Source organism: Achromobacter sp. Bel (assembly GCF_012928505.1).
Taxonomy (GTDB): domain Bacteria; phylum Pseudomonadota; class Gammaproteobacteria; order Burkholderiales; family Burkholderiaceae_B; genus Achromobacter.
In genome coordinates this window covers 140,123-162,682 of record NZ_JABBJN010000005.1, presented here as the reverse complement: position 1 = coordinate 162,682, position 22,560 = coordinate 140,123, and the positions used below count along the sequence as shown (strand labels likewise).

General features: G+C 65.0%; 25 protein-coding genes and 1 tRNA gene. 14 read left to right on the top strand and 12 right to left on the bottom strand.

The features are described from left to right. Positions 1-83: 83 nt before the first annotated feature. Positions 84-689 carry a hypothetical protein gene (locus HG262_RS05425; RefSeq protein ID WP_169270064.1) on the bottom strand — a complete coding sequence of 202 codons (606 nt, stop codon included), beginning with the start codon at positions 687-689 and terminating at the stop codon, positions 84-86. A 169-nt stretch (positions 690-858) separates the two neighbouring features. Between HG262_RS05425 and HG262_RS05420 the strand changes: the two genes are divergently transcribed. Both HG262_RS05420 and HG262_RS05415 read left to right on the top strand, forming a co-directional pair. Continuing rightward, entirely contained in the window at positions 859-1,104 is a 246-nt protein-coding gene (locus tag HG262_RS05420) for a hypothetical protein (RefSeq protein WP_169270063.1), read from the top strand. Positions 1,105-1,330: 226 nt separating this feature from the next. Further along, positions 1,331-1,564 carry a hypothetical protein gene (locus HG262_RS05415; RefSeq protein WP_105554886.1) on the top strand — a complete coding sequence of 78 codons (234 nt, stop codon included), beginning with the start codon at positions 1,331-1,333 and terminating at the stop codon, positions 1,562-1,564. A gap of 7 nt (positions 1,565-1,571) precedes the next feature. On the opposite strand, the gene HG262_RS05410 is transcribed toward HG262_RS05415, so the two are convergent. Both HG262_RS05410 and HG262_RS05405 read right to left on the bottom strand, forming a co-directional pair. After that, a complete protein-coding gene (locus HG262_RS05410; protein ID WP_169270062.1) occupies positions 1,572-2,135 on the bottom strand; it encodes a DedA family protein in 564 nt (187 codons plus the stop codon). Continuing rightward, positions 2,132-3,571: a PLP-dependent aminotransferase family protein gene (locus HG262_RS05405; protein WP_169270061.1), complete on the bottom strand. Its 1,440-nt coding sequence runs from the start codon at positions 3,569-3,571 to the stop codon at positions 2,132-2,134. Before HG262_RS05405 ends, HG262_RS05410 begins: the two co-directional genes overlap by 4 nt. 169 nt (positions 3,572-3,740) lie before the next feature. On the opposite strand from HG262_RS05405, the gene HG262_RS05400 reads away from it, so the two are divergent. The 4 genes from HG262_RS05400 to HG262_RS05385 all read left to right on the top strand — a co-directional run bounded on the left by HG262_RS05400 (position 3,741) and on the right by HG262_RS05385 (position 6,332). Next, positions 3,741-4,130, top strand: coding sequence for a hypothetical protein (locus HG262_RS05400; RefSeq protein ID WP_248293246.1), 390 nt, complete (start codon positions 3,741-3,743; stop codon positions 4,128-4,130). Between the two features lie 20 nt (positions 4,131-4,150). Continuing rightward, positions 4,151-4,227: transfer RNA gene (locus HG262_RS05395), tRNA-Met, on the top strand. A 182-nt stretch (positions 4,228-4,409) separates the two neighbouring features. Then, entirely contained in the window at positions 4,410-4,754 is a 345-nt protein-coding gene (locus tag HG262_RS05390) for a hypothetical protein (RefSeq protein ID WP_169270059.1), read from the top strand. Between the two features lie 321 nt (positions 4,755-5,075). After that, positions 5,076-6,332: a TIGR03862 family flavoprotein gene (locus HG262_RS05385; protein ID WP_169270058.1), complete on the top strand. Its 1,257-nt coding sequence runs from the start codon at positions 5,076-5,078 to the stop codon at positions 6,330-6,332. A gap of 18 nt (positions 6,333-6,350) precedes the next feature. Here the strand turns inward: HG262_RS05385 and HG262_RS05380 are convergent, their stop codons facing one another. From HG262_RS05380 to HG262_RS05365, 4 genes are all read right to left on the bottom strand, one after another. Then, positions 6,351-6,752, bottom strand: coding sequence for a hypothetical protein (locus tag HG262_RS05380; protein WP_169270057.1), 402 nt, complete (start codon positions 6,750-6,752; stop codon positions 6,351-6,353). A gap of 68 nt (positions 6,753-6,820) precedes the next feature. Then, a complete protein-coding gene (locus tag HG262_RS05375) occupies positions 6,821-7,180 on the bottom strand; it encodes a hypothetical protein (protein WP_105554879.1) in 360 nt (119 codons plus the stop codon). Between the two features lie 71 nt (positions 7,181-7,251). After that, positions 7,252-8,232 (bottom strand): LLM class oxidoreductase, encoded by a 981-nt coding sequence (locus HG262_RS05370; protein WP_169270112.1) that lies wholly within the window; start codon positions 8,230-8,232, stop codon positions 7,252-7,254. 136 nt (positions 8,233-8,368) lie between these two features. Beyond that, on the bottom strand, positions 8,369-9,004 hold the full coding sequence (locus tag HG262_RS05365; protein ID WP_169270056.1) for a glutathione S-transferase family protein: 636 nt from the start codon (positions 9,002-9,004) through the stop codon (positions 8,369-8,371). A 266-nt stretch (positions 9,005-9,270) separates the two neighbouring features. On the opposite strand from HG262_RS05365, the gene HG262_RS05360 reads away from it, so the two are divergent. The 5 genes from HG262_RS05360 (at position 9,271) to HG262_RS05340 (ending at position 13,327) form a co-directional block, all read left to right on the top strand. Further along, positions 9,271-9,402: an entericidin A/B family lipoprotein gene (locus HG262_RS05360; protein ID WP_105555535.1), complete on the top strand. Its 132-nt coding sequence runs from the start codon at positions 9,271-9,273 to the stop codon at positions 9,400-9,402. 125 nt (positions 9,403-9,527) lie between these two features. Then, positions 9,528-9,959 (top strand): hypothetical protein, encoded by a 432-nt coding sequence (locus tag HG262_RS05355; protein ID WP_169270055.1) that lies wholly within the window; start codon positions 9,528-9,530, stop codon positions 9,957-9,959. Positions 9,960-9,962: 3 nt separating this feature from the next. Continuing rightward, a complete protein-coding gene (locus HG262_RS05350) occupies positions 9,963-10,373 on the top strand; it encodes a hypothetical protein (protein WP_169270054.1) in 411 nt (136 codons plus the stop codon). Between the two features lie 102 nt (positions 10,374-10,475). Beyond that, complete coding sequence (locus HG262_RS05345) at positions 10,476-11,768, top strand: aspartate carbamoyltransferase (protein ID WP_169270053.1); 1,293 nt, start codon at positions 10,476-10,478, stop codon at positions 11,766-11,768. A gap of 137 nt (positions 11,769-11,905) precedes the next feature. Then, the gene (locus HG262_RS05340) at positions 11,906-13,327 is read left to right on the top strand and encodes a diguanylate cyclase (protein WP_169270052.1); all 1,422 of its coding nucleotides are present in this window, start codon (positions 11,906-11,908) and stop codon (positions 13,325-13,327) included. Positions 13,328-13,427: 100 nt separating this feature from the next. Here HG262_RS05340 and HG262_RS05335 read toward each other — a convergent pair whose 3' ends face one another. Beyond that, positions 13,428-14,327 carry a recombination-associated protein RdgC gene (locus tag HG262_RS05335; protein WP_169270051.1) on the bottom strand — a complete coding sequence of 300 codons (900 nt, stop codon included), beginning with the start codon at positions 14,325-14,327 and terminating at the stop codon, positions 13,428-13,430. 150 nt (positions 14,328-14,477) lie between these two features. On the opposite strand from HG262_RS05335, the gene HG262_RS05330 reads away from it, so the two are divergent. Then, on the top strand, positions 14,478-14,687 hold the full coding sequence (locus tag HG262_RS05330; protein WP_006225024.1) for a hypothetical protein: 210 nt from the start codon (positions 14,478-14,480) through the stop codon (positions 14,685-14,687). Between the two features lie 604 nt (positions 14,688-15,291). On the opposite strand, the gene HG262_RS05325 is transcribed toward HG262_RS05330, so the two are convergent. The 3 genes from HG262_RS05325 to HG262_RS05315 form a co-directional block, all read right to left on the bottom strand. Next, the gene (locus HG262_RS05325; protein ID WP_211186970.1) at positions 15,292-16,968 is read right to left on the bottom strand and encodes an MFS transporter; all 1,677 of its coding nucleotides are present in this window, start codon (positions 16,966-16,968) and stop codon (positions 15,292-15,294) included. A 204-nt stretch (positions 16,969-17,172) separates the two neighbouring features. Then, positions 17,173-18,549: a sensor histidine kinase gene (locus HG262_RS05320; protein WP_211186976.1), complete on the bottom strand. Its 1,377-nt coding sequence runs from the start codon at positions 18,547-18,549 to the stop codon at positions 17,173-17,175. Between the two features lie 115 nt (positions 18,550-18,664). After that, complete coding sequence (locus HG262_RS05315) at positions 18,665-19,354, bottom strand: response regulator transcription factor (RefSeq protein WP_006218337.1); 690 nt, start codon at positions 19,352-19,354, stop codon at positions 18,665-18,667. A 391-nt stretch (positions 19,355-19,745) separates the two neighbouring features. On the opposite strand from HG262_RS05315, the gene recA reads away from it, so the two are divergent. Together recA and recX are read left to right on the top strand one after the other, a co-directional pair. After that, positions 19,746-20,807: a recombinase RecA gene (recA, locus tag HG262_RS05310; RefSeq protein WP_006225020.1), complete on the top strand. Its 1,062-nt coding sequence runs from the start codon at positions 19,746-19,748 to the stop codon at positions 20,805-20,807. Between the two features lie 128 nt (positions 20,808-20,935). Next, positions 20,936-21,625 (top strand): recombination regulator RecX, encoded by a 690-nt coding sequence (gene recX / locus HG262_RS05305; protein ID WP_169270049.1) that lies wholly within the window; start codon positions 20,936-20,938, stop codon positions 21,623-21,625. Positions 21,626-21,636: 11 nt separating this feature from the next. On the opposite strand, the gene HG262_RS05300 is transcribed toward recX, so the two are convergent. Continuing rightward, positions 21,637-22,554, bottom strand: coding sequence for a LysR family transcriptional regulator (locus tag HG262_RS05300; protein WP_169270048.1), 918 nt, complete (start codon positions 22,552-22,554; stop codon positions 21,637-21,639). Between the last annotated feature and the right edge of the window lie 6 nt (positions 22,555-22,560).

The window sequence follows — 22,560 nt, the reverse complement described above, 5'->3', positions numbered from 1 at the left end:
GCGGCGGCAGGTCGGCGTCAACGTCGGCGGGCGCGCGCATGCGGGGCAATACCGCCTCGCGCGTGTCATGCCGCGCCGCCGGCCTAGCCGTCCGATTCGGGCGGGATGCCGCCATGGTAGATGCGACCGTCGAATTCGAAGCGCGTGATGGTCTTGTGCGCCGCGTCGAAGATGCGGTCGCGGCTGGCATCGTCCAGTCCGTCGTGGTCGGCGAAGCGGAAGCGGCACAGGTCGATATCGCTGTCGTAGAACACGGTATGCACGAAGCGGCTGACGTCGGATTCGTGGGCGAAATGCGCGAACTCGCGCAACTGCTCCATTTCGTGGAAGGCGCCGTTGCGGCTGACCAGCAGCATGCCGAACTTGCGCTCTTCGTCGGCCTCGGGTTCCGGCGCGGGAGACGCTTCGGCGACCAGCGGGTCTTCGTAGTCGAAATGGGCGCCAGCTTCGCGCATGGCGGCCAGTACCTTCTGCCACTCCCGTTCGTCCAGCGTCAGGCGGGCCATCATATAGAACAGGCGCTGGCGGCCCAGCAGACGGGGCTCGGGGCCGCCCGTGTAGCTGGGCCAGGGCGTGGCTGCGTCCAATCCCGCAAGCTCCGCCATGCGGGCGTCGCTGTAGCCCAGGCGGTCCTGCAAGCGTTGCAGGGACTGGGCGTCCGGGGGGGCGTAGTGCTGGATCGTCTTCATGAGCGCGCTCCGGTGGCCCCGGCGCCGTGGGCGGCGCGGGGGCGTGCGCCGCGGTGCCCTTGCGGCTACGCTTGATGCTAGCGCGGCGCGTGGCGCTTGCCTAGCGCCGGCTGGCCCGCAGGCGCCATGCTAGGATTTGCGCCGATCAACAATGCCAGGAGGCTTACACATGGACATCCAGGAACAAATCGCCGTCATCGTGCACACCATTTCGCATCAGGGCGGCCGCATCGATGCGCTGAATTCGACGTTGGTGTCGATGCTGCACCTGGTCAAGGCGTCGCCCGGTCTGCGCGAAGCGATCGAGGCCCAACTGGAGCAGAACTATTCCAGCCTGCTGGCCCGCTCCGAGAATCCGCAATACGTGGCGGGTTTCGAAAGCGTGCGCGACATGATCACGACCGCACTGAAGTAACCCGTTCCGGGCTGAAGTTACCCACAGCTTCTGTGGACAAGCCTTGGGATAGTCCGCGCATAGATCCGCAAATCCCTTTAATTACAAGGGCTTGGAAAGGGCGGTCAAAGGTGGCTCCTTTTGCGCTTTTCAAGTGTCTGTTTCAATGAACTACACGCTAGCCCCAAGCCGGGTAATATGCGGCCCCATGCGGAATCAGTATCGATTGGAACACCGGGGCGGCGCCATGTTGGCCCGTGTCTCGGAAGCGGCAAAGCTGGCGGCGTTCGACCCCGGCAAACTTACTCCCGAAGCGCGTCAGAGCTGGGAGCGCATGGGGCATGGCTTCAAGGCCTGGCACGACTTCGACCAGCGCCATCCCATTCTGCGCCGCCTGGCGTTGCTGCCGCTGATCGGCGGCTGGTACCGCAAGGCGCGGCGGCGCCACGTGCTGTACGCCAGCGGCCGTGTCGTCTGTTGACGTCCGGTCAGCGCCGGCGCCGTGCGAGCAGGTGGTACGCCAGCCAGATCGCCGCGCCGATCGCGGCGGCCACCGCCAGTTTGGTTTCCACGCCATGCAGGCGCCCCAGCAGGGATTCGATGGTCTGCCCGAAGGCGTAGCCCAGCAGGCTGAAGCACACCGCCCAGATCGCGGCGGCGATCGCATTCAGTACAAGAAAACGCAGCGGCGGCACGCGCGACATGCCCAACGCCACCGGACCGACGGTGCGCAGGCCATACAGGAAACGCAGGCTCAGGATGAAGCCGTGGGGGTAGCGATCGACAAGCGCCAGGGCGCGTTCGAAGGCGGGTTTTTCGCGGATGCGCCGCACCAGGCGATGCTCGCGATAGCGCCGGCCCAGGAAGAACAGCAACTGGTCTGCCCCGAACGACCCCGCGAAGGCGCACAGCATCACCTCGGGCAGGTGCAGCAAATGCTGATGCGCCAGGAAGCCCGCGAACACCACCACGCTTTCGCCTTCCAGGAAGGTGCCTCCCAGCACGGCCCATAAGCCGTAGTCGACGATGAACTGGTGCAGGGCCGGATTCATCCCGCGCGCTCGCCGACGATGCGCGCCAAGGTGAGCAAGGCACGGGAGATTTCGGGCGTGGTGCGCTGGCCGCAGCTGATGCGCAGGAAGTGGTTGTAGCGCGTGCCGTTCGAAAACATCGCGCCGGGCGCGACGCGGATGCCTTGTTCAAGCGCGGCCTCGAAGACCTCCATGCCCGACCGGCCGCCGGGCATCTCCACCCACAGCAGCATGCCGCCCTGCGGCACGCTCAGCCGAGTGCCGCGCGGAAAATGCGCGGCGATCGCTTCGGCCGTCTGGTCGCGCTGGATTTTCAACAACCTGCGCAGCCGCGCCAGATGCCGGTCATAAGCGCGCGATCCCAGGAAATCGGCGACGGCGATCTGCGCCAAGGGTTCGTTGGGGCGGCTTTGCGCGAACTTCAGCATGGCGATGCGGGCTTTCCAGCGGCCGCCCAGCAGCCAACCCAGGCGCATGCCGGGTGCCAGGGTCTTGTGCATGGACGAGCAATAGATGACATTGCCGGTCGCGTCCCAGGACTTGGCCGCGGCCAGCGGGGTGTCATCGTCGGTCAGTGCGCCATAGGTGTCGTCTTCGATCAGCGGCACCTGCTGGCGTTCACACAGCGCCACCAGCCGGGCCTTTTCCGCATCGGGCATCACGCAGCCCAGCGGGTTCTGGAAATTAGGCACCACCACGACCGCGCGGATATTGCCGTGGGTCTGGAAAGCCAGGTCCAGCGCTTCGATCGATAAGCCGTTCTGCGGGCTGGTGGGAATCTCCAGCGCCCGCATCCCCAGGCTTTCCAGGATCTGCAGCAGGCCGAAGTAAGTCGGCGATTCGACGGCGATGGTGTCGCCGGGCCGGGCCACGGCTCGCAGCGCCAGGTTCAGGGCTTCGATGCAGCCGTGCGTGACGATGACGTCGTCGGGCGTGGCGTTGATGCCGTTGGCCAGCGCGCGGCGAGCCAGGACCGTGCGCAGCTCCGGGTGGCCTTGCGGCGGAACGGGGCTGACCAGCACCTGGGGCGACATGCGCAGCGCGCGCGTCATCGCCTGCTTCAGCGCTTCCATCGGATATGCCTCGGGCACCGCCGCGGCCAGCGCGAAGTTGGCGCTGACAGGATGGGCCTCGCACTTGGCGATGAAATCCGACACGCGGTCGTGGATGCCCACGTACTGCGCCGCGCCCAGCGTCTGGCGGATGTCGGGCTCGTTGACCGGTGGGATGCTGTTGCGCCGGGGCTGCAGGACGAAATAGCCCGAGCGGGGCCGGGCTTCGATCAGCCCGTCGTCTTCCAATTGGCGGCACGCTTGCAGCGCGGTGGACAGGCTGACGTGATGGGTGCGCACCAGCGTGCGTACCGACGGCATGCGCTGGGCGGGCGCCAGGACGCCCGTCTGGATGGCGCGTCGATAGTGGTTCGCCAGGCGAAGGTACAGCGGTTGTGGGTCCATGCGCCGATCATGCTCCCCGAGGTTGGAATGAAGGTAGGCACAGATTGATGGAAAGTACACCATAACAGCGCCAAAATCGAGCGTCTGCATCGGTACAGAAAGGCAAGGAGTGTGGCTGTTGCGCAAAGCAGGGCGCGCGTAGCCTGTCATGGTCCGACTGGAGATCACCATGAATGCCGAAACCGACGCCCAATTCGCCCAACCCTTGGCACGCCGACTGGAAATTGCCGCTGGCGCCAGCCGCTTTTTGACGCTGCGAACGGGCGCCACGCTGGTGTGCGTGGCCGGCAGCGTGCGCGTGGAAGAGCCGTCGACCGCCGCCGAAGCCCCCAATGGTCTGGTTTTGCCGGTGTCCATCCGGGTCAATGCCGGTGAAGCGCACGGGGTCGGCTACGGGGGGGCGGTGCGCGTGACGGCGATCGGCCCCGCAGAAGTGATTTGCCTGGAGGTTCCTGGCCTGCTGGCGCGTTTTTTTCGGCTGACGGCGAATATTTTTCGCATGAATGGGCCAAAAAACACGAATAATCGCCTGGGTGCGATGCACAAGATTTCAAAATGATGTATAGTTCACACATCAGACGCGGGGTGGAGCAGTCTGGCAGCTCGTCGGGCTCATAACCCGAAGGTCGTAGGTTCAAATCCTGCCCCCGCAACCAGTTTCAGAAAAAAAGCCGCGATTCCAATCGCGGCTTTTTTTCGTCCTTTTTTGCCTGTGACTTGCCTTGGGTCAATCCTTTGATCCAGCCCGGAGTTTCCCGGGTACTGCGGGCCGCACAGCGCCGCGGCCCTGAGCTACCATGGGTCACGCGCGCTAGTTCGCCGCACTCGAGGAGGGTCCATGGGTACCGCAAAATACGATCATCCCGGCTACGTCGCCGATACCGGCGCCGAAGGCAAGTATCACGTGGGCATCTGGTGCCCGCACGGCTACCCCGCGCATATCCATATCGGCCGGCCTGCGGAACGCGGCGATCCCCAGGCGCTGCTGCGCCTGCGCATCCCAGATGGCGTCTTCCAGTCGCTTCCCGATGATCCCGAAACCCTGTGCCGCCGCGCCTTGGGCCAGGCCATGGATGCCGGCCTGCTGCGTTCGGTGGGGGTGGATGGCGAATACCAGGAGTTGCGTTTCCAGCTGGACGCTGAACCCTGGTCGGGGCCGATGCAGGCGGCGGTCAACGCTTGACGATGGGCAAGGCCTGACGGGGGAAGTTACCCACAGCGACTGTGGACAAGCCTTGGGATAGCCTTTGCGCATGTCCGAATTGTCCTGTCATAACAAAGGCTTGGCGCCTGCGGTCAATAAATGGCCGGCGCCGGGCCTTTTTTCTCGATGTCTGTCCTGATATGCGCGTCAAGTTGCCGCGGCGGCGAGCAGCCTCGGCGTCATGCGACAATCCTTTCCTGCGCGGCGTTCGCCGCGTATCGCCCCTCCAGACAACTTCGATTTTCCCTCCATGCTGTGTCCTTCGCCTCTGCACGCCCCCGCCTTGATGGCGCCGGCGCCATGACCATGAACGCTTCCAAACGCGTCGCTGTCATCGGTGGCGGTCCGGCGGGCCTGATGGCGGCGGAGGGGCTGGCCGCCCTGGGCCTGCAGGTGGACGTGTTCGACGCGATGCCCTCGGTTGGCCGCAAGTTCCTGATGGCGGGGCGCGGCGGGCTGAATCTGACACACAGCGAGGCCGCGGCCCCGTTCCTGGCGCGCTACGGCGCGCATGCCGCGCAGGTGGCGCCCTGGCTCGCGGTGATGGATGCTGCTGCGTTGCGGGAATGGGCGCATCAACTGGGCGTCCAGACCTTCGTGGGGTCGTCGGGGCGCGTCTTTCCCCAGGAAATGAAGGCGGCGCCGTTGTTGCGGGCCTGGCTGGCCCAGCTGCGTGCAAGCGGCGTGCGCTTCCATATGCGGCATCGCTGGCTGGGGTGGCCGCAAGGCGACGCGCCGTCCGCGGCGGCGTTGCGGTTCGATACTCCCGAAGGTGTGCGCACGCTGGCGGCCGATGCCGCGGTGCTGGCGTTGGGAGGCGGAAGCTGGGCCAAGCTGGGGTCGGATGGTGCCTGGGTGGCCGGATTGCAGGCGCATGGCGTTAATGTGGCGCCGCTGCGACCCGCCAACTGCGGGTTCGACGTGGCGTGGTCGGAACACTTCCGCCAGCGCTACGCGGGGCAGCCGGTTAAATCCGTTTCGATGTCGTGCCCGTGGCCTGCAGGCGGCCTGTCGGCCCGGCAGGGCGAATTCGTCGTCTCCGATACCGGCATCGAGGGCAGCCTGGTGTATGCGCTGTCCGCACCGTTGCGCGATCGGATCGACGAACAAGGGCAGGCTGTCGCCATGCTGGATCTGGCGCCTGACTGGACGCAGGAAAAAGTCATGGCCGCCGTCACGCATCCGCGCGGGGCGCGTTCCATGTCCAGCCATTTGCAAAGCCGGCTGGGGTTGACGGGCGTGAAGGCGGGGCTATTGCGCGAATGCGCATCTGCCGAGGATTTCAAGGACCCGGAGCGATTGGGGTTGCGGATCAAGGCCTTGCCGCTGACGCTTGCACGCGCCCGCCCCATGGATGAAGCCATCAGCACCGCAGGCGGGGTGTCGTTGGACGCCGTGGATGCCGCCCTGATGCTGCGCTCGGCGCCGGGTGTGTTCGTCGCTGGCGAAATGCTGGATTGGGAAGCGCCCACGGGCGGCTATCTGCTGACGGCCTGCATGGCCAGCGGGCGAGTGGCCGCGTTGGGCGTGGCAGGCTATCTGGCGGGCAAGCCCTAGGGCTGCCGTTCGCGCGTGTCAGGAGCCCGTGGGATAGGGCGCCATGCCCACCGGCTTGCGCGGCGCCAGGTCGCCCACGACATGGCCGACGACGGGCGGGCCGCCGTCGGGTTGCGTGATGATGCCGATAACGCGCGTGATCGCGCTGGCGGGAATGTCGGTGCCGTGGGCAGGGTCCTGCACCAGTTGCCAGATGGTGGCGACGGGGTCCGAGTCTGTCTGGGTCGCAGTCGACGTACCCAGGCAGCTGCGAGCGAAGAAGGACCAGTCCGACGCGCTGCAAGGCAGGCCATGCGCGGTGGCCAGGCGGGCCAGGGCCAATGGCGCATCCGGTTGGCTGGCAGCATGCTGGGCGGAAGCGCCCAGCGAGACGTCCAGCGACAGCAGGCGGAGAAACTCTACGACATTGTCCGAATTCATTGGGGGTCTCCAGTAGCTGTTCTGGTGCATTGTCGGCCGCCGCTGACTGGCCGGTAAAAAAGGGCGTTTCAGCCGGGGCCTTGGCCCAGCATCGACACCAGCGATTTCTTCAGCCGCGCTGAAAAAATCGGTACCGTATGAGAAACACCGTTCCGGTCGACGCCTTCCTTCAATTCGACCGATTGTCCCAGGAAAATTTCCGGTGCGGCGTTGATTTCGTTGTAGCGGGCAAGCAATTCGTCGACGTGCGCTTGCGCGTCGGCCAACGTGCTGCTGTCCGCGAGCTTGCCAGCGGCATGGGCTTGCAGAATTCGGTGCAGATCGTCAATGAACAGCGCCAATGCCGCTTGTCCACGGCATTGCGGCTGTTCCCAGCCCCAGCCCTGGGGGGCTGCGCCAGCGTTCTGCGGTACAGGTTTTTTGTTCATTTTCGAATCCTAATCCATTGCCGGCAAATACGCGACAGCCGCGGCCGGGCCGCATTGTAGGTCGGACCGGCCTACCAGCGGTCTGGGGCGGGGGGCACCCCTTCATGGGCGGGAAAGTGGGGCAGGACTTCCTCGGCCAGTTCCTGGATCACTTCGCCTGGAGGGCGTTCCGAGAACTGGATGCCCAGTGCCGCGTGGTTGACGCCCGCCGCTTGCCATTGCATCAGCAGGTCGATCAGCCCTTTGCGCCCGGTACGCAGCACGTAGCCGCCTTGCATCGGCGTGCGCGGATGGTCCGGATCGGCGCTCAGATCCACCCATTCATTGGTGGCGTGCGGCCGGAATCCGGCATCCGGAATCCGTGCGCGCCAGGCATGGATCTTCTGCGCCAGTCGCTGCGGCCCGGCATCCTCGTGCGTGCTATCGGGATACGTCAGCCAGCCGTCGGCGTGTTCGCCCACCCATTGCGGTGTTTGGCGGCAGGAACCCGTGATCAGCAACGGCACGCGCCCTGTCGCGGGTTTGGGCAGCAACTGCGGCCCCGCCAACCGGCCCAGGGGCGAGTCGATGGCGCCCTGGGGGGCTTGCATCAGTTGGCGGAAGTAGGACACGGTCTGGGCGAATCGCTCTCCACGCTGGGCGTGGTCGAGCCCGTATGCGGGGAATTCGACGGGGCGGTCGCCCGAGGCGATCCCCATGACCAGCCTGCCGCCGGACAGGCGGTCAAGCGTGGCGGCGGCCTTGGCCAGATCGATCGGGTGCCGCAATGTGAAGACGGCGCTGCCGGTGGCAAGCGCGACGCGCTCCGTGCGGGCCGCCAGATAGGCTAGATAGGAAAAGGGGTCGAACACCTGGCCGGCGTCGCCGAAGTTGCGGTCGAAAAGGGGGACATCCCGGACCCATACGGCGGCAAATCCCCGGCGGTCGATGTCGGCGACCAGGTCGGCCTGGCCTTGCAGTACCGCGATGTCGCCTTGGTAGAACCGTAGGGGAAGGAAGATGCCTACCGTCAGCCGGTCGGGGGCGAACATGCGCCGGTAGCCGGGATGCATGGCAAATGCGGGCGCGGAGGCGCCAGCGGGCGTCGACGGGAGGGATGCGGGACGGGGCGTGGAATTGGGCATGAAGTCGGTCACGGGATCAGCCATGAGATCAGTCATTGGAGGGGGGGCATCGAGGGGGCAAGCGTCAGGGGCCGGTGGCAGGCTGGGGCAGGGCAATGCCGCGCTGCACGGCCGGGCGCCGGCTGGCCCGCAGGTGCCAGGCGCTCAGGTGCGTATGCCCGCTGAAATCGAATTCGACGATCCGCGCGATGTGCATCCAGCCGAAAGTCGCGATATCGGCGATGGAGAACGCGTCGCCCGCCAGCCACTCGCGTTCGGCCAGACGCGCGTCGAGCACGGCGAAGGTGTCTTCGCTCAGGCGGCGATAGCGTTGGACCGACGCGTCGTGGCGGTCGGCCGCAAAGCACTCGGCGTGCACGCGCTGGCCCAGCAAGGGGCCCATGCTGGCGCTATGGAACATCAGCCAGGTGATGGCTTCCCAGCGCGCCGCGGGGGCGGGGGGCAGCAGGCGGCCGGTCTTGTCGGCCAGATACAGCAGGATAGCGGCCGATTCGAACAGGGTGATGCCCGTACCGGCGTCATGCAGTACGGGGATCCGGCCGTGGGGGTTCAGCGCCAGGAAATCGGGGTGACGGTGCTCGCCCTGCTCGATGCGCACATGGTGCAGGGTGTAGGGCAGCCCCAATTCTTCGAGGGCGATGGTGATCTTGAAGCCGTTGGGCGAACTGTCCGTATAGAGGTGCAAGGCGGGGGCGGTCATGGGCGCGGAAAGAAGAGTTAGGCTATTTCCTGGACTACAGGCTTGTGCCTATTCTGGATTTCGTATATTTCTTCGTAAAACGATCATTCCTGGCTGGTGAGGATAGATTTTCTAAAGCAATTCGCCGCAGGCCGGAGAGCCGGCGGTGAAAACCATGATGCGGTCCGGCCGCGGCGGCGGCGCCCGCGCATACATGCGAGTAATGCGCAAATCGGGGCCTTTGGGGTATGCTGAGTTCGGTTTCCACGCCCAGACAGGAGAGGTTTATGAAGAACAGAGTCGTTCTCGTCATGCTGCTTTCGATCGCCGCCCTTACGGCCGGCTGCAACACTGTTGCGGGCGCTGGCAAGGACATTCAGCGAGGCGGAGAGAAAATCGAGGGCGCCGCGAACAAGTAGGCTGCCAGTCCGTTGCCGCCTAGCCGGCTCAAGGCCACGTCAGAAATGTCCAGGCATTTCCCGCGTGGCCTTTTTGCTGCCGCTGGCATAATCGCGGGAGTCCGAATTTCAATGCGGGAAGAATCATGCGCAAGTCAGTATGGGTAGGTGTAACGTTGGCGGCACTGTTGGCCGGTTGCGCAAGCAAGGGCGTCTACGAGGCCGACACCGTGAAGAAAGAGACCTTCAGCGTCGACACCCACTATCAGGCCGCTTTCCGCCGTGGCGGTGAGTACGTCCGCACCTGCCACGTGAACGTGCAGCATCCCTACGGCATTGCCTACGCATGGCGCCACACGCTGGGCGAGAAGGGCGCGCCCGACGAAATCCAGCTGTACAAGGTGGGCGAACCCGCCACGGTGCTTGAGCTGATTTCGGCGGAAGCTGACGGCCCCGCCAAATCCAAGGTGACGGTGACCGTGCTGGGCGAAGGGCGCTGGGATGCGGCTGAAATCGCCGCCGCCCGCGCCTCTATCCAGAGCGCGACACCGGTCTGCCGCACGGGCAACGGCGGCTGACGCATGGACCCCCGCGCGCAGCAGCTTCGATCTTCGGGCGTGACGTTCTCGCTGCTGGCGGGGGCGTTCCGCTTCCTGGGATGGTTGAACGGGGGCGCGGCCTTGGCCCTGGTCGCTTTTTCATTGGGGATCGTGGGCGGCGACATCGCCGCGCCTGACCTCCAGTTGCCCCTGGCCCTGTTCCTGGCCGGACTGCTCGCGTCGTGCCTGGGGTTGCTGTTCGCGTACCTGACGCAGGTCAGCCTGTTGCGCCAAGGCGACAGGGGACAGTCTACGCGCGGGCATTGGCCTGCCCAGTTGCTGGCGATGGTCTGCTATCTATTAAGCGCCCTGGCGTTTTGCGGCGCCTGCTGGTTCTCCCTGGGACAAGCCACTCCCGACGCCCAGCAGATGACGTCCTACGCAAGCCGCTAAGAATTAAGGGGTAAACCCTTGTACGCAAAAATGTTGGACTTGCACTTTTGTTGAGAATAATATGCGCGGTGCGTATATAAATTCTCTTTCTCGGGGCCCGTCATGACCATCTCCCAGCAAGCCTTCCTGCGTGACGCCATGCGTCGCCTGAACCTCACGCGCGACGTGTTCGCCACCCGGATCGGCGTGAAGCGCCGGGCATTGGATACCTGGCTGCTGCCCGAGGGATCGCAGGAATTCCGCGCGATGCCGGAAGTGGTCCAGCGTTTTGTCAGCGAAATCGTGCAGAACGGCGTGTTGCTGGAAAAATATACGCAGAGCGTACAAGAAGGCCCCTTGCGCGAGCGCATCGCCGTGGAAGGCAAGCATCAACTGCTGTCGGTGGACCAGTTCACGCGAGAGTCGGTCGAAGACCTGTTCCGCGTGGCGGACATGATGCAGCCCATCGCGCGCCGCCAGAAGGTGTCCCGCGTGCTGGAAGGCGCCGTGCTGGGCAACTTGTTCTTCGAAGCCAGCACGCGTACCCGCGTCAGCTTCGGTTCGGCGTTCTGCCGCCTGGGCGGGTCGGTTTGCGACACGACGGGCTTCACGTTTTCGTCGATGGCCAAGGGCGAATCCATCTACGACACCAGCCGCGTCATGAGCGGCTATGTGGACGCCATGGTGATCCGCCACCCGGATCAGGGTTCGGTCGCGGAATTCGCGCGTGCGACCAACATTCCGGTGGTCAACGGCGGCGACGGCCCGGGCGAGCACCCCAGCCAGGCCCTGCTTGACCTGTACACGATCCTGACCGAGTTTTCGCGCCTGGGCAAACTGCTGGACGGCGCCCACATCGCGATGGTCGGCGACCTGAAGTACGGCCGCACCGTGCATTCGCTGATCAAGCTGATGGCGCTGTACAAGAACGTGAAATTTTCGCTGGTGTCGCCGAAGGGCCTTGAAATGCCCAGCTACATCATTGAGCAGGCCAGCCGCAACGGCAACGTGATCGAACAGAAGACTTCGCTGGCCGAGGGTCTGTCCGGCGCCGACGTGATCTACGCCACGCGCGTGCAGAAAGAGCGCTTCGCCAACGAAGAGAACGAAGGCTACACGCCGGACTTCCAGATCAACCGCGCCATCATCGACGCGTACTGCAGCCCCGAGACCATCGTGATGCACCCGCTGCCGCGCGATAGCCGCCCGGGCGCCAACGACCTGAGCGTGGACCTGAACCACGATCCGCGCCTGGCGATCTTCCGCCAGACCGACAACGGCATCCCGATCCGCATGGCGATCTTCGCAGTGCTGCTGGGCGTGGAAGGGCTGGTGCAGCACTCGCTGCGCGACGTGACGTGGCAGCACCCGTCGCATGTCGGTCCCGACGACTCCGTCTTCCACGGCCTGGAATAAACCGGTCCGCCGTCCACCCCGCCGCCGAAGATTGCGCCAGGGTGGGGCGGTTCTTGAGATTTGAAGGATAATCCGCGCTGTTTTTCTGTCGTGTGTCGCTCCAAGACACGCGCGGAGTCTTTGGGGCGGATGATCTTATGTCTTCGAGCAACGGCGCGGTTCCGGCGTGGACGGGCGGCGCGGGCCAAGCGTGCTACCTGAGCGCGTCTAACGCGCAAGCCTGGGAAGCGGTCTATCAATCGGTCGACGCCTACACGCGCGGCCAGGTCGCAGCCGTGGTGGGCGATAGCGCCAAGGAACTGGTGGACGCCTTCTATTCCACCTTGCTGGCCGATGCCGAGGCCGGCCCCCGCCTGTCCCATGAGATCGTCTCGACCCGCCTGCACAGCGGCATGAAGCACTGGCTGAGGGGCCTGCTCTGCGTGCGCGATCAGGGGGATATCGCCGCGCTGATGGCGACGCAGAAGAAGGTGGGCGAAGTGCACGCCCGCGTACATATCCCGATCCATCTGGTGATGGCGGGCGCCCGGATCCTGAAGAACGAAATCGCCGAACGGCTGCGCGCAAGCGACCTGGATGGCACGGCCGCGTCCATCGCCACGCAGTATGTCTGCAATCTGTTCGACCTGGCGATCGAACAGATGAGCCGCGCCTTCATGCGCGACATCAACCGTGGCGCGCGCAACGACGAGGCCTATCGGTTGTTCGCGCTGGGCCAGAATATCTCGACCGAACGCGAGCGCCAGCGCGCCGCGCTGCTGGAATGGAGCCAGGCCGTGCTGATCGGCCTGCACTACCGCGCCCCGGAACAGGCGCTGCCGCGCCTGGCGGCATCGGAGTTCGGGCTGTGGCTGCAGCACAAGGGCGGCGTGCTGTTCGAAAGCGCGCCGGCGCTGCGCCAGATCACCGACGCCGTCACGCGGCTGGACGACGTGGTGCTGCCGCAACTGATGCTGGCAAATGCGCAGCAGCAGGTGCCGATGCCCGACCAGGTGCGCGAACTGCAGGAACTGGTGGCGCGCATCAAGCATCTGCTCAATGGCCTGTTCGACATGGTGGCCGAGATCGAGAGCGGCAGCGATCCTCTGACCAATGTCTTGAACCGGCGCTTCCTGCCGTCGGTGGTGGGGCGCGAAATTGCCATCTCCACGCGCCAGGGCAGCCGCTTTTCAGTGCTGTTGCTCGACATCGATCATTTCAAGGCGATCAACGACGCGCACGGGCATGCCGGCGGCGACCAGGTGCTGCGGCAGTTCGCGGAAGTGGTGCATCAGGCCTGCCGGTCCAGCGATTTCGTGTTCCGCTACGGCGGCGAAGAGTTCCTGGTGGTGTTGGTGGACACGGGGCAAGAGGCCGCGCTGGCCGCGGCCGAGAAACTCGGCGCTGAAATCCGGCGGCACGCGTTCTCGATTCCAGAAGCGGGCGCCTTGCGCATCACGGCGAGCATCGGCGTGGCCACGTTCGACGGCCACCCGGACTACGCCTATCTGATCGACCGCGCCGACAAGGCCTTGTACCGCGCCAAGCAGGCGGGACGGGACCAGAGCGTGGCCGCCTGAGCACGGGGGCAGGCGGGCCGTACGGCAAGGGCGGCCAGGATGAAAAAAGGCCGCTCCCGAGGCAGAGCGGCCTTTTGCTTGGTGTCAGTCCGCGCGCGGCTTAGATCTTCTTTTCGCCGCCCAGCGCCTCGACCAGCTCGGCCATCATTTTAGCCAGCTCGCCCGTCATCAGCATCATGTCGGAATCGAACTTCTCGTCGTCGTTGGCGGCAACGCCTTCGTTGCCCTCCTTCAGCACGTCCAGCGGCGAGACGCGCTTGACGTCCAGCCCTTCGGTCAGGACGAAGGAGATGCGATCGGCCCACGTCATGGCCAGGCGCGTGCACTGCTTGCCCGACTGGATGTGGCGGCGCACGTCGTCGGCGTCGATCGAATGCTTCACGTAGCGGATGGCCGCGCCGCTTTCACCCGACGAACGCAGTTCGGTGTCCTGGTCGATGGTGAAGTTGGAGGGGGCCTCGTCTTCGGCCAGCCAGCCCGTCATGGCGGAGGCGGGCGATTGCGCGACGTACAGGTTTTCGAGCGGGAACGGGTCCACGCATTTGGCCAGCAGGCCGATGACTTCATCGGCCTTCGCCGAGGCGGCGGCATCGATGACCAGCCAGTGATTCTGCGGGTCGATCCAGACGCGCGTGTCGCGGTACACGCTGAAGGCGCGCGGCAGGAGCTCGTCCGTGACGCGTTCCTTGATTTCCTTCATCTGCTTGCGGCCCGGCTTGTAGCCTTGCTGCTCTTCGATTTCCTGGGCCCGCGCCTTGGCGACCTGGTTCACGACGGTGCCGGGTAGAAGCTTCTTCTCGGCGCGCAGCGACAGCAAGATCTGACCGTTGACGACGTGGGCAAGCCCACCGTTTTCGCGCGGCGGGACCCAGCCCAGGCTTTGCATTTCGAGGTTGTTGCCCGCTTGGTAGGCGTGGCGCGCAAGCGTTTCTTCAAGCTGCTCGCCAACGAGCGTCCACGGCGAGGAGAGGCGGTAAATCTTGAGGTTTTTGAACCACATGAGCGTCGGCCAAAAGGGTTGATTCTATACGACGCGGGCGGTTTGCCGAAGTGCTGCAATACGGTTGCGACAGGCGACACGTTCTGTCACTGACACACGCGGGCCTATGCGTTAACTTCCGCGCACCGACATGGAATCGGAGAGGAATACATGAAAATCATTGGCGCCATCCTGATCGTCCTGGGCATCGCGGCCCTGGCCTACAAGGGCTTCAACTACAAGTCCGAAGAAACCGTCTTGCAGATTGGTTCGGTGAAGGCCACGGCCGAAACCGAGAAGTCGGTGCCGATCCCGACCTGGGCCGGCATCGCGGCCATCGTGGCCGGCGTGCTGGCGATCGGTGTCGGCATGCGTCGTTGACAAGACGGCCGGCCCCGCCGGCCTGCAGCCCGACCTTGGCGGCCGCTTAGCGGCCGCCATTCTTTTATGCGCGTGCAAAAAAAAGCGGCCCGGCTCAATAAAGGCCGGGCCGGTACGGGAGCACACAATACCGCGTCATAAAAGGCTCGCGGGGAACGCGGTATCGGTGTCAGAACGCTAGCCCTGCAATCGTCTGACAGGGGGATCAATCGTCAGCCGATCTGGCGCAAGGCCGCAATCTGAGGCGCCAGTCTAAGCGGGAGGGTCTGACATCGTCCTGAAAGTGGGAAAGAGATTTTGGGCGTCACCCGCAAAACCGTCGCTTCGGGGCAATGACCGTTCCTAGTCTTCACGACCGTCGCAAAAATAGCCTTTTTCCCGCCGGGCCGCCCCAAGGGAAAAAGCCCCCTCGGGGGGCAGCAAGCGCGAAGCGCGCAGCGTGGGGGCCTTTTTCCCGCCGGGCCGCCCCAAGGGAAAAAAGCCCCCTCGGGGGGCAGCAAGCGCGAAGCGCGCAGCGTGGGGGCCAAATTAAAAAAAAAGCTCCGTAAGGAGCTTTTGAAAGGCCGGGCAGGCGCAGCAGTCCCACCCGGCGGGGGATAGTCGTTTATTCGTTGATGTCGTTGTCCTTGGATTCGCGCACGAACAGCGTGCCGATGACCAGGGTCATGACTGCGATGATGATGGGATACCACAAGCCGTCGTAGATGTTGCCGGTGGCAGCCACCACCGCGAAGGCGACCGGGGGCAGGAAGCCGCCGAACCAGCCGTTGCCGATGTGGTACGGCAGACTCATCGAGGTGTAGCGGATGCGCGTCGGGAACATTTCCACCAGCATCGCGGCGATGGGGCCGTAGACCATGGTCACGTAAAGCACCAGGATCGCCAGCAGCACCACGACCATGACGTTGTTGCTTTGCGCCGGGTCGGCCTTGGCGGGGTAGCCGTGGCTGCGGATCGCGGTGGTCAGGGCCTTGTCCAGTTCAGCGGCGCGGGCCTTGAAATCGGCGGGGGCCATGGCCTTGCCATCGAACGAGGCGAACTCGTCGTTGCCGATCTTGACCTTGGCGACCGAGCCAGCCGGCGCGGTTTCGTTCTTGTAGTTCACCGAGTTGCGGGCCATGAAGGATTTCACGATGTCGCAAGAGCTGGTGAACGCGGACGTGCCCACCGGGTTGAACTGGAACGAGCAAGTGCCTGGGTCGGCGATCACCGTGACGGGGGCCGTGGCCTGGGCCTTTTCCAGCGCCGGGTTGGCGAAGTGAGTGATGCCTTGGAAGATCGGGAAGTAGGTCGCGGCAGCGATCAGGCAGCCCGCCATGATGATGGGCTTGCGGCCGATCTTGTCGGACAGCGCGCCGAAGACCACGAAGAACGGCGTGCCGATCAGGAGCGCGACCGCGATCATGATGTTGGCGGTGTTGGCGTCGACTTTCAGCGTCTGCGTCAGGAAGAACAAGGCGTAGAACTGGCCCGTGTACCAGACCACGGCCTGGCCGGCGGTCAGGCCCAGCAGCGCCAGGATCACGACCTTCAGGTTCTTCCACTGGCCGAACGATTCAGCGATCGGGGCCTTCGAGCCCTTGCCTTCTTCCTTCATGCGCTTGAAGGTGGGCGATTCGCTCAGTTGCAGACGGATCCACACCGAGATGCCCAGCAGCACGACCGAGATCAGGAACGGAATGCGCCAGCCCCAGGCTTTGAAGTCGTCTTCGCCCATGACCGTCCGGATGCCCAGGATGACCAGCAGCGACAGGAACAGGCCCAGCGTTGCGGTGGTCTGGATCCATGACGTATAGAAGCCGCGGCGGCCGTGCGGGGCGTGTTCGGCGACGTAGGTCGCCGCGCCGCCATACTCGCCGCCCAGCGCCAGGCCTTGCAGCAGGCGCAGCACGATCAGGATGGCCGGAGCGGCCAGGCCGATGCTGGCGTAGCTGGGCAGCACGCCCACGAGGAATGTCGACAGGCCCATGATCACGATGGTGACCAGGAACGTGTATTTGCGGCCGACGAGATCGCCCAGGCGGCCGAACACCAGTGCGCCGAACGGCCGCACGGCGAAGCCCGCGGCGAACGCCAGCAGTGCGAAGATGAAGCCGGCGGTGGGGTTCACACCCGAGAAAAAGTGTTGCGCGATGATGGCCGCGAGCGAGCCGTATAGGTAGAAGTCGTACCACTCGAAAACCGTGCCCAGGGACGACGCGAAGATAACGCGGCGTTCATCCTTGGTCATCGGGCGCGGATCTGCGGAAGGACCGCGGCCTGCCATGGTTGTTGTGCTCATGATGTCTCCTCGTTTTTGGCCGGCGGTTCTCCGCCGTGCTTAACCCTCCGCCGGCGCGCCGACATCGAGCTATACGCAACATTGAGGCGCGAGGCTGACGAGGTTCTGACGTAACCCTTACCCGAATCTTAAAATTGAAACATTATGTAAGCTCTGCGTGCGGAGCTAGGGATAGTCCTTAGCCGAGCGGCTCCGTCGCGCCGGTCAGCTCTCGAGCAGGGCTGGGTGGTCGACGTACTGCGGGAACACCACGCGGATACGGGTGCCGGGCAGGTCCGAGTGCGGGTTGGGATGATCGCTGATCAGGACAGTGGCCTGATGCTTCTGGGCGATTTCGCGCACGATCGCCAGACCCAGCCCGCTGCCATCCGAGCCAGTGCCCAACACGCGGTAGAAACGGTCGAATACGCGCTCGCGCTCTTCGGGCGGGATGCCGGGGCCGGAGTCCTCGACCTCCAGCACGGCTTCGGCGCCCACGCGCTGTACACGTACCGTGATGTGGCCGCCGCGCGGCGTGTAGCGCAGCGCGTTGTCCACGAGGTTGTTCAGTAGTTCGGCCAGCAGCAAAGGGTTGCCGCTGATCTCGACGGGATCGTCCGACCCCTCGAAGCCCAGGTCGGTGCTGAGCGACAGGGCCTGCGGCACCCAATGCATGGCCTGTTCATAGGCGATGGCGTTGAGATCGGTGCGCGCCAGGCCGATGGCGCTGGGGTTTTCGGCGCGCGCCAGCAGCAGCAGCTGGTTGACCAGCCGGGTGGCGCGTTCAGACCCGGTCACCAGCTGGCGCAGGCTGGACTGCATTTCTTCGGGGCTGGCGTCGCGCAACGCCAGCTCGGCCTGCGTGCGCAGGCCCGCCAGCGGCGTCTTCAACTGATGCGCCGCGTCCGCCACGAAGCGGCGTTGCGCCTGCACGTTGGCGGACAAGCGGTCCAGCAGGTCGTTCATGGCCGCCACCAGCGGCGCGATCTCGGACGGCGCCGCGCGTTCGTCGATGGGGGAAAGGTCGTCGGGCCGCCGGGCGCGCAGGCGTTGTTGCAGGGCGTTCAGGGGCGCGACGCCGCGCGACAGGCCGAACCACACCAGCAGCACGGCGATTGGCAGCACCACGAACTGCGGAATGATCACGCCCTTGATGATGTCGTTAGCCAGTTGCGTGCGCTTTTCCACCGTCTCGGCCACGATCAGCAGCGCTGGTTGGGTGTTGGGCAGGTTCAGGTCGACCCACGTGAACGCCAAGCGGATGCCGAAGCCGCGCATGGTGTCATCTTCATACTGGACCTCGCCGGGGCGAGGCTGGCCCACGGAGGCCGGCAGGGGCAGGGCCCGGTCGCCGCCCAGGTATTCGCCGCGGCTGCCCAGCGCCAGCCAGAACACGCTGTCGGTCTCGTCGGCGCGCAGCACGTCGCGCGCGGGGTCGGTCATCTTCAGGACGGCGCGGCCATCCTGGGCATGGACCTGGCGCGTCAGCACATGGAGGTTGTTGGCCAGCGCCCGGTCGTACGGCACGTTGGCGATATTCTGCGCGACCACATACGTGATCGCGACGCTCATGGGCCACAGCAGGAACAGCGGCGCCAGCATCCAGTCCAGGATTTCGCCCAGCAGCGAACGCTGGGGCGGGGCGAAGCTCGGGCCTTTGGAGCCGGCTTGCAAGATATCCAGTGCTTCCTGATTCAGCGGCTCGGGCCGCGCGGGTTCAGCTGGCGAGGTACGCGGCACCCTGGTCCCGCTCCAGACAGTAGCCCAGTCCGCGCACGGTCACGATCTTCACGCCGCTGGGCTCAAGCTTCTTGCGCAGGCGGTGCACATACACCTCAATGGCGTTGGTGCTGACTTCTTCGCCCCATTCGCACAGGTGGTCCACCAGTTGCGTCTTGCTGACCATGCGGCCGCTACGGGTCAACAGGATTTCAAGCAGGCTGACTTCGCGCGCGGACAGGTCCAGCGTCTGGTCGTCCACGATGGCGACGCGGCCGGTCTGGTCGAACAGCAGCCGGCCATGCTTGAGCATCGTGGCGCCTCCGCCGGCGCCGCGCCGGGTCAGCGCCCGCACCCGCGCTTCCAGTTCGGACAGCGCGAAGGGTTTGGCCATGTAGTCGTCGGCGCCCAGGTCCAGGCCCTTGACGCGCTGCTCGATGCTGTCGGCGGCGGTCAGGATCAGGACGGGCAGGGCGGAATTGCGGGCGCGCAGGCGGCGAAGCACTTCCAGGCCGGCCAATTGCGGCAGGCCGAGGTCCAGGATCAGCAGGTCGAACGCCTGGGCGGCCAACGCCGAATCGGCGGCCAGCCCGTCGCGCACGGCGTCCACGGCATAGCCGTTGTGGCGCAAGGACCGGGACAGGCCGTCGGCCAGAATGCTGTCGTCTTCGGCGATCAGGATACGCATGGGCTGCTAATGAAGGGGTCCCTGTGCCGCCAGCGCTTTGCGCGCTTGCTGCCCCTCTATGGGAGGCTATCCCGCCTTGTGGGCGGCCCGGCGGCGGAAAAGGGACGAAACGCCGGGTTCTCCTTCGATTCTGTCATATGGCGGGGGGCTTGCCCACTCAGGGTATACGTGCAAAACTCTGGCACACTGGTTTTTTGTACAGTACAATCCGATGCCATAATCTGCACATGAATCAAAAGCGCGAAGCAACCTTGAGCGCAACTGACGCATAAGCTGACGCATTAGCCAAATCTACAGCCAAATCTACAGCCAGACCCCAGCCAGACCCCAGCCAGACCGGCGACTTCTCCGGCACCCTTCGACACCAGATACGTTACAGACAGGACTCTACATGGACGACAAAACCACCAAGGCCGCCGCTTCGGAAAAGGCCAAGGCGCTTGCCGCCGCGCTCTCGCAGATCGAAAAGCAGTTCGGCAAGGGCTCGATCATGCGCTACGGCGACAACGAGGTCTCGCACGATATCCAGGTCGTTTCCACGGGTTCCCTGGGGCTGGACATCGCGCTGGGCGTCGGCGGCCTGCCGCGCGGCCGCGTGGTCGAAATCTACGGTCCGGAATCGTCGGGCAAGACCACGCTTACGTTGCAGGTCATTGCCGAAATGCAAAAGATCGGCGGCACCTGCGCCTTCGTCGACGCGGAACACGCGCTGGACGTGCAGTACGCCAACAAGCTGGGCGTCAACCTGACCGACCTGCTGATCTCGCAGCCGGACACGGGCGAGCAGGCGCTGGAAATCACCGACGCGCTGGTGCGTTCGGGCTCGGTCGACCTGATCGTTATCGACTCGGTGGCCGCGCTGGTGCCCAAGGCTGAAATCGAAGGCGAAATGGGCGATTCGCTGCCCGGCCTGCAAGCCCGCCTGATGAGCCAGGCGCTGCGCAAGCTGACCGCCACGATCAAGCGTACGAATTGCATGGTCATCTTCATCAACCAGATCCGCATGAAGATCGGCGTGATGTTCGGCAACCCTGAAACCACGACCGGCGGCAACGCGCTGAAGTTCTACGCCTCTGTGCGCCTGGACATCCGTCGCATCGGCTCCATCAAGAAGGGCGATGAAGTCGTCGGCAACGAAACCCGCGTCAAGGTCGTGAAGAACAAGGTCGCGCCGCCGTTCAAGCAGGCCGAGTTCGACATCATGTACGGCGCCGGCATCTCGCGCGAGGGCGAAATCATCGATCTGGGCGTGGCCGCCAGCGTGGTGGACAAGTCCGGCGCGTGGTACAGCTACAACGGCAACCGCATCGGCCAGGGCAAGGACAATGTCCGCGAATACCTGAAAGAGCACAAGGAAATCGCCATCGAGATCGAGAACCGCGTTCGCGAGAACCAGGGCATCGTCAGCCGTGCCGCCGAATTTGTGCCCACGGCGGAAGACACCGCCGAGTAAGCAATCTTGCGGCCGTCGACGGGTTCCGCCGACGGCCCGCACATTGTCTGCGCCGCGCCTTTGGGCCGGTGACATGCGGCAGGCGCCATGACGGGCCTGCCGTTTTTGCATAGCAAGCAGGAAAGCGCATGAGCTGGAAACCGCCCCCCGCGTCAGCCGACCGTCTTCGCGCCAAGTTGGACGACGAGTTTGAAACCGTCGCCAAGCCTCAGGGCTTGCGGCGCACTTCCGATGCGCGCCGGGAACAGGAAGCCGCCGCCCCGGCTTCCGATCCGGACGAATGGCAACGCAGTTCCGAGCAGCGCGCGCCTGCCCGGGGCCGGCGTGCCGCCAGCGCCGAAGGCCAGGCGGGCGCCGACGAGGGCAAGCCGGACCGTAAAGGGCCTTCGCTGAAGATGCGTGCCGTGGGATATTTGTCGCGCCGCGAACACGCTCGGGAAGAGCTGGCGCGCAAGCTTTCCGCCTACGCCGAGGACGCCGCCGAGGTCGAGGCGGTGCTGGACGCGCTGGAAAAAGAAGGCTGGTTGTCCACCGAGCGTTTCGCGCAAAGCCTGGTGCACCGGCGCGCGTCGCGCCAGGGCGCGGCCCGCATCGTGCAGGAACTGCGCCAGCATGGCGTGGATGCCAATCAGGTGGCTGAATTGCGCGACCAGTTGCGCGCCACCGAATACGACCGCGCGTTGGAAGTCTGGAAGAAGCGTTTCGATGCCAAGCCGGCTGACCGCGCCGCCTACGCCAAGCAAGCCCGCTTCCTGGCCAGCCGCGGCTTCGCCCACGACGTGATCCGCCGCATCGTGGGCGACAGCGACGAAGACTAAGCCCCTTCCCTTTATTTTGCCGATTTGATTCCCGACAGCGTCTTGAAGCAGACGTCGCGGGTGATCGTCAGGAATTCATCGATGTATGACGCGTCGGTGTCTTCGCTACGGACCGTCGCATATAGCGTGCGCCACACGCCTTGCGGCCCCAGGCGGCATTGCCGCAACCAGCCCTGGTTCATGTATTCGGTCAACGCCCAGTTCGGCAGCGCGGCCACGCCGCGGTTGCTGGCCACCAGTTGCGCGATGATGGGGGTGAGCTCCGCTTTGCGGATGGCGGCAGGTTCCACGTCGGCCGGATCCAGGAAAGCAGTGAAGACGTCCAAGCGCTGCTTGTCCACCGGATAGGTGATAAGCGTCTGGTCGGCCAACTGGTCGGGCATGATGAATTTGCTGCCGGCCAGCGGATTGGACTCGGATACCGCCAACACCAGTTCATACTTGAACAACGGCAGGTACTCGACCGCTTCCAGCGGCTGCGGGTCTGACGTGATTACCAGGTCCAGGTCGCCGCGCACGAGGGCGGGCAGGGGGGCAAACGAAAAGGCGGCCGACAGATCCAGCGCCACGTCAGGCCATTGCACCCGGAAAGCGTCCAGCGCCGGCATCAGCCATTGGAAGCACGAGTGGCAATCGATGGCCAGATGCAGGCGGCCCGTGCGGCCGGCGGCCAGGCGTTGCAATTCCCGTTCGGTGGCGCGGATGCGGGGCAGCACCTCGTCCGCCAGCGCCAGCACACGCAAGCCGGCGGTGGTCAGCCGGGCGGGCCGGGTGCGCCGGTTGAGCAGGTGCGTGCCCAACCGCGTTTCCAGGTCGCGCAATTGGTGCGACAGGGCGGATTGGGTCAGGTGCAGGCGTTCGGCGGCTTCTTGCAGGCTGCCGCCTTCGCGGATGGCGGTCAGCGTTTCAAGATGGCGGATTTCTAGCATCGGTGT

Excerpts from the sequence above, each read along its gene's own strand:
- HG262_RS05425 (WP_169270064.1), bottom strand. The coding sequence starts at position 689 with ATGAAGACGATCCAGCACTACGCCCCCCCGGACGCCCAGTCCCTGCAA.
- HG262_RS05420 (WP_169270063.1), top strand. The coding sequence starts at position 859 with ATGGACATCCAGGAACAAATCGCCGTCATCGTGCACACCATTTCGCAT.
- HG262_RS05415 (WP_105554886.1), top strand. The coding sequence starts at position 1,331 with ATGTTGGCCCGTGTCTCGGAAGCGGCAAAGCTGGCGGCGTTCGACCCC.
- HG262_RS05410 (WP_169270062.1), bottom strand. The coding sequence starts at position 2,135 with ATGAATCCGGCCCTGCACCAGTTCATCGTCGACTACGGCTTATGGGCC.
- HG262_RS05405 (WP_169270061.1), bottom strand. The coding sequence starts at position 3,571 with ATGGACCCACAACCGCTGTACCTTCGCCTGGCGAACCACTATCGACGC.
- HG262_RS05400 (WP_248293246.1), top strand. The coding sequence starts at position 3,741 with ATGAATGCCGAAACCGACGCCCAATTCGCCCAACCCTTGGCACGCCGA.
- HG262_RS05390 (WP_169270059.1), top strand. The coding sequence starts at position 4,410 with ATGGGTACCGCAAAATACGATCATCCCGGCTACGTCGCCGATACCGGC.
- HG262_RS05385 (WP_169270058.1), top strand. The coding sequence starts at position 5,076 with ATGACCATGAACGCTTCCAAACGCGTCGCTGTCATCGGTGGCGGTCCG.
- HG262_RS05380 (WP_169270057.1), bottom strand. The coding sequence starts at position 6,752 with ATGAATTCGGACAATGTCGTAGAGTTTCTCCGCCTGCTGTCGCTGGAC.
- HG262_RS05375 (WP_105554879.1), bottom strand. The coding sequence starts at position 7,180 with ATGAACAAAAAACCTGTACCGCAGAACGCTGGCGCAGCCCCCCAGGGC.
- HG262_RS05370 (WP_169270112.1), bottom strand. The coding sequence starts at position 8,232 with ATGCATCCCGGCTACCGGCGCATGTTCGCCCCCGACCGGCTGACGGTA.
- HG262_RS05365 (WP_169270056.1), bottom strand. The coding sequence starts at position 9,004 with ATGACCGCCCCCGCCTTGCACCTCTATACGGACAGTTCGCCCAACGGC.
- HG262_RS05360 (WP_105555535.1), top strand. The coding sequence starts at position 9,271 with ATGAAGAACAGAGTCGTTCTCGTCATGCTGCTTTCGATCGCCGCCCTT.
- HG262_RS05355 (WP_169270055.1), top strand. The coding sequence starts at position 9,528 with ATGCGCAAGTCAGTATGGGTAGGTGTAACGTTGGCGGCACTGTTGGCC.
- HG262_RS05350 (WP_169270054.1), top strand. The coding sequence starts at position 9,963 with ATGGACCCCCGCGCGCAGCAGCTTCGATCTTCGGGCGTGACGTTCTCG.
- HG262_RS05345 (WP_169270053.1), top strand. The coding sequence starts at position 10,476 with ATGACCATCTCCCAGCAAGCCTTCCTGCGTGACGCCATGCGTCGCCTG.
- HG262_RS05340 (WP_169270052.1), top strand. The coding sequence starts at position 11,906 with ATGTCTTCGAGCAACGGCGCGGTTCCGGCGTGGACGGGCGGCGCGGGC.
- HG262_RS05335 (WP_169270051.1), bottom strand. The coding sequence starts at position 14,327 with ATGTGGTTCAAAAACCTCAAGATTTACCGCCTCTCCTCGCCGTGGACG.
- HG262_RS05330 (WP_006225024.1), top strand. The coding sequence starts at position 14,478 with ATGAAAATCATTGGCGCCATCCTGATCGTCCTGGGCATCGCGGCCCTG.
- HG262_RS05325 (WP_211186970.1), bottom strand. The coding sequence starts at position 16,968 with ATGAGCACAACAACCATGGCAGGCCGCGGTCCTTCCGCAGATCCGCGC.
- HG262_RS05320 (WP_211186976.1), bottom strand. The coding sequence starts at position 18,549 with ATGCTGGCGCCGCTGTTCCTGCTGTGGCCCATGAGCGTCGCGATCACG.
- HG262_RS05315 (WP_006218337.1), bottom strand. The coding sequence starts at position 19,354 with ATGCGTATCCTGATCGCCGAAGACGACAGCATTCTGGCCGACGGCCTG.
- recA (WP_006225020.1), top strand. The coding sequence starts at position 19,746 with ATGGACGACAAAACCACCAAGGCCGCCGCTTCGGAAAAGGCCAAGGCG.
- recX (WP_169270049.1), top strand. The coding sequence starts at position 20,936 with ATGAGCTGGAAACCGCCCCCCGCGTCAGCCGACCGTCTTCGCGCCAAG.
- HG262_RS05300 (WP_169270048.1), bottom strand. The coding sequence starts at position 22,554 with ATGCTAGAAATCCGCCATCTTGAAACGCTGACCGCCATCCGCGAAGGC.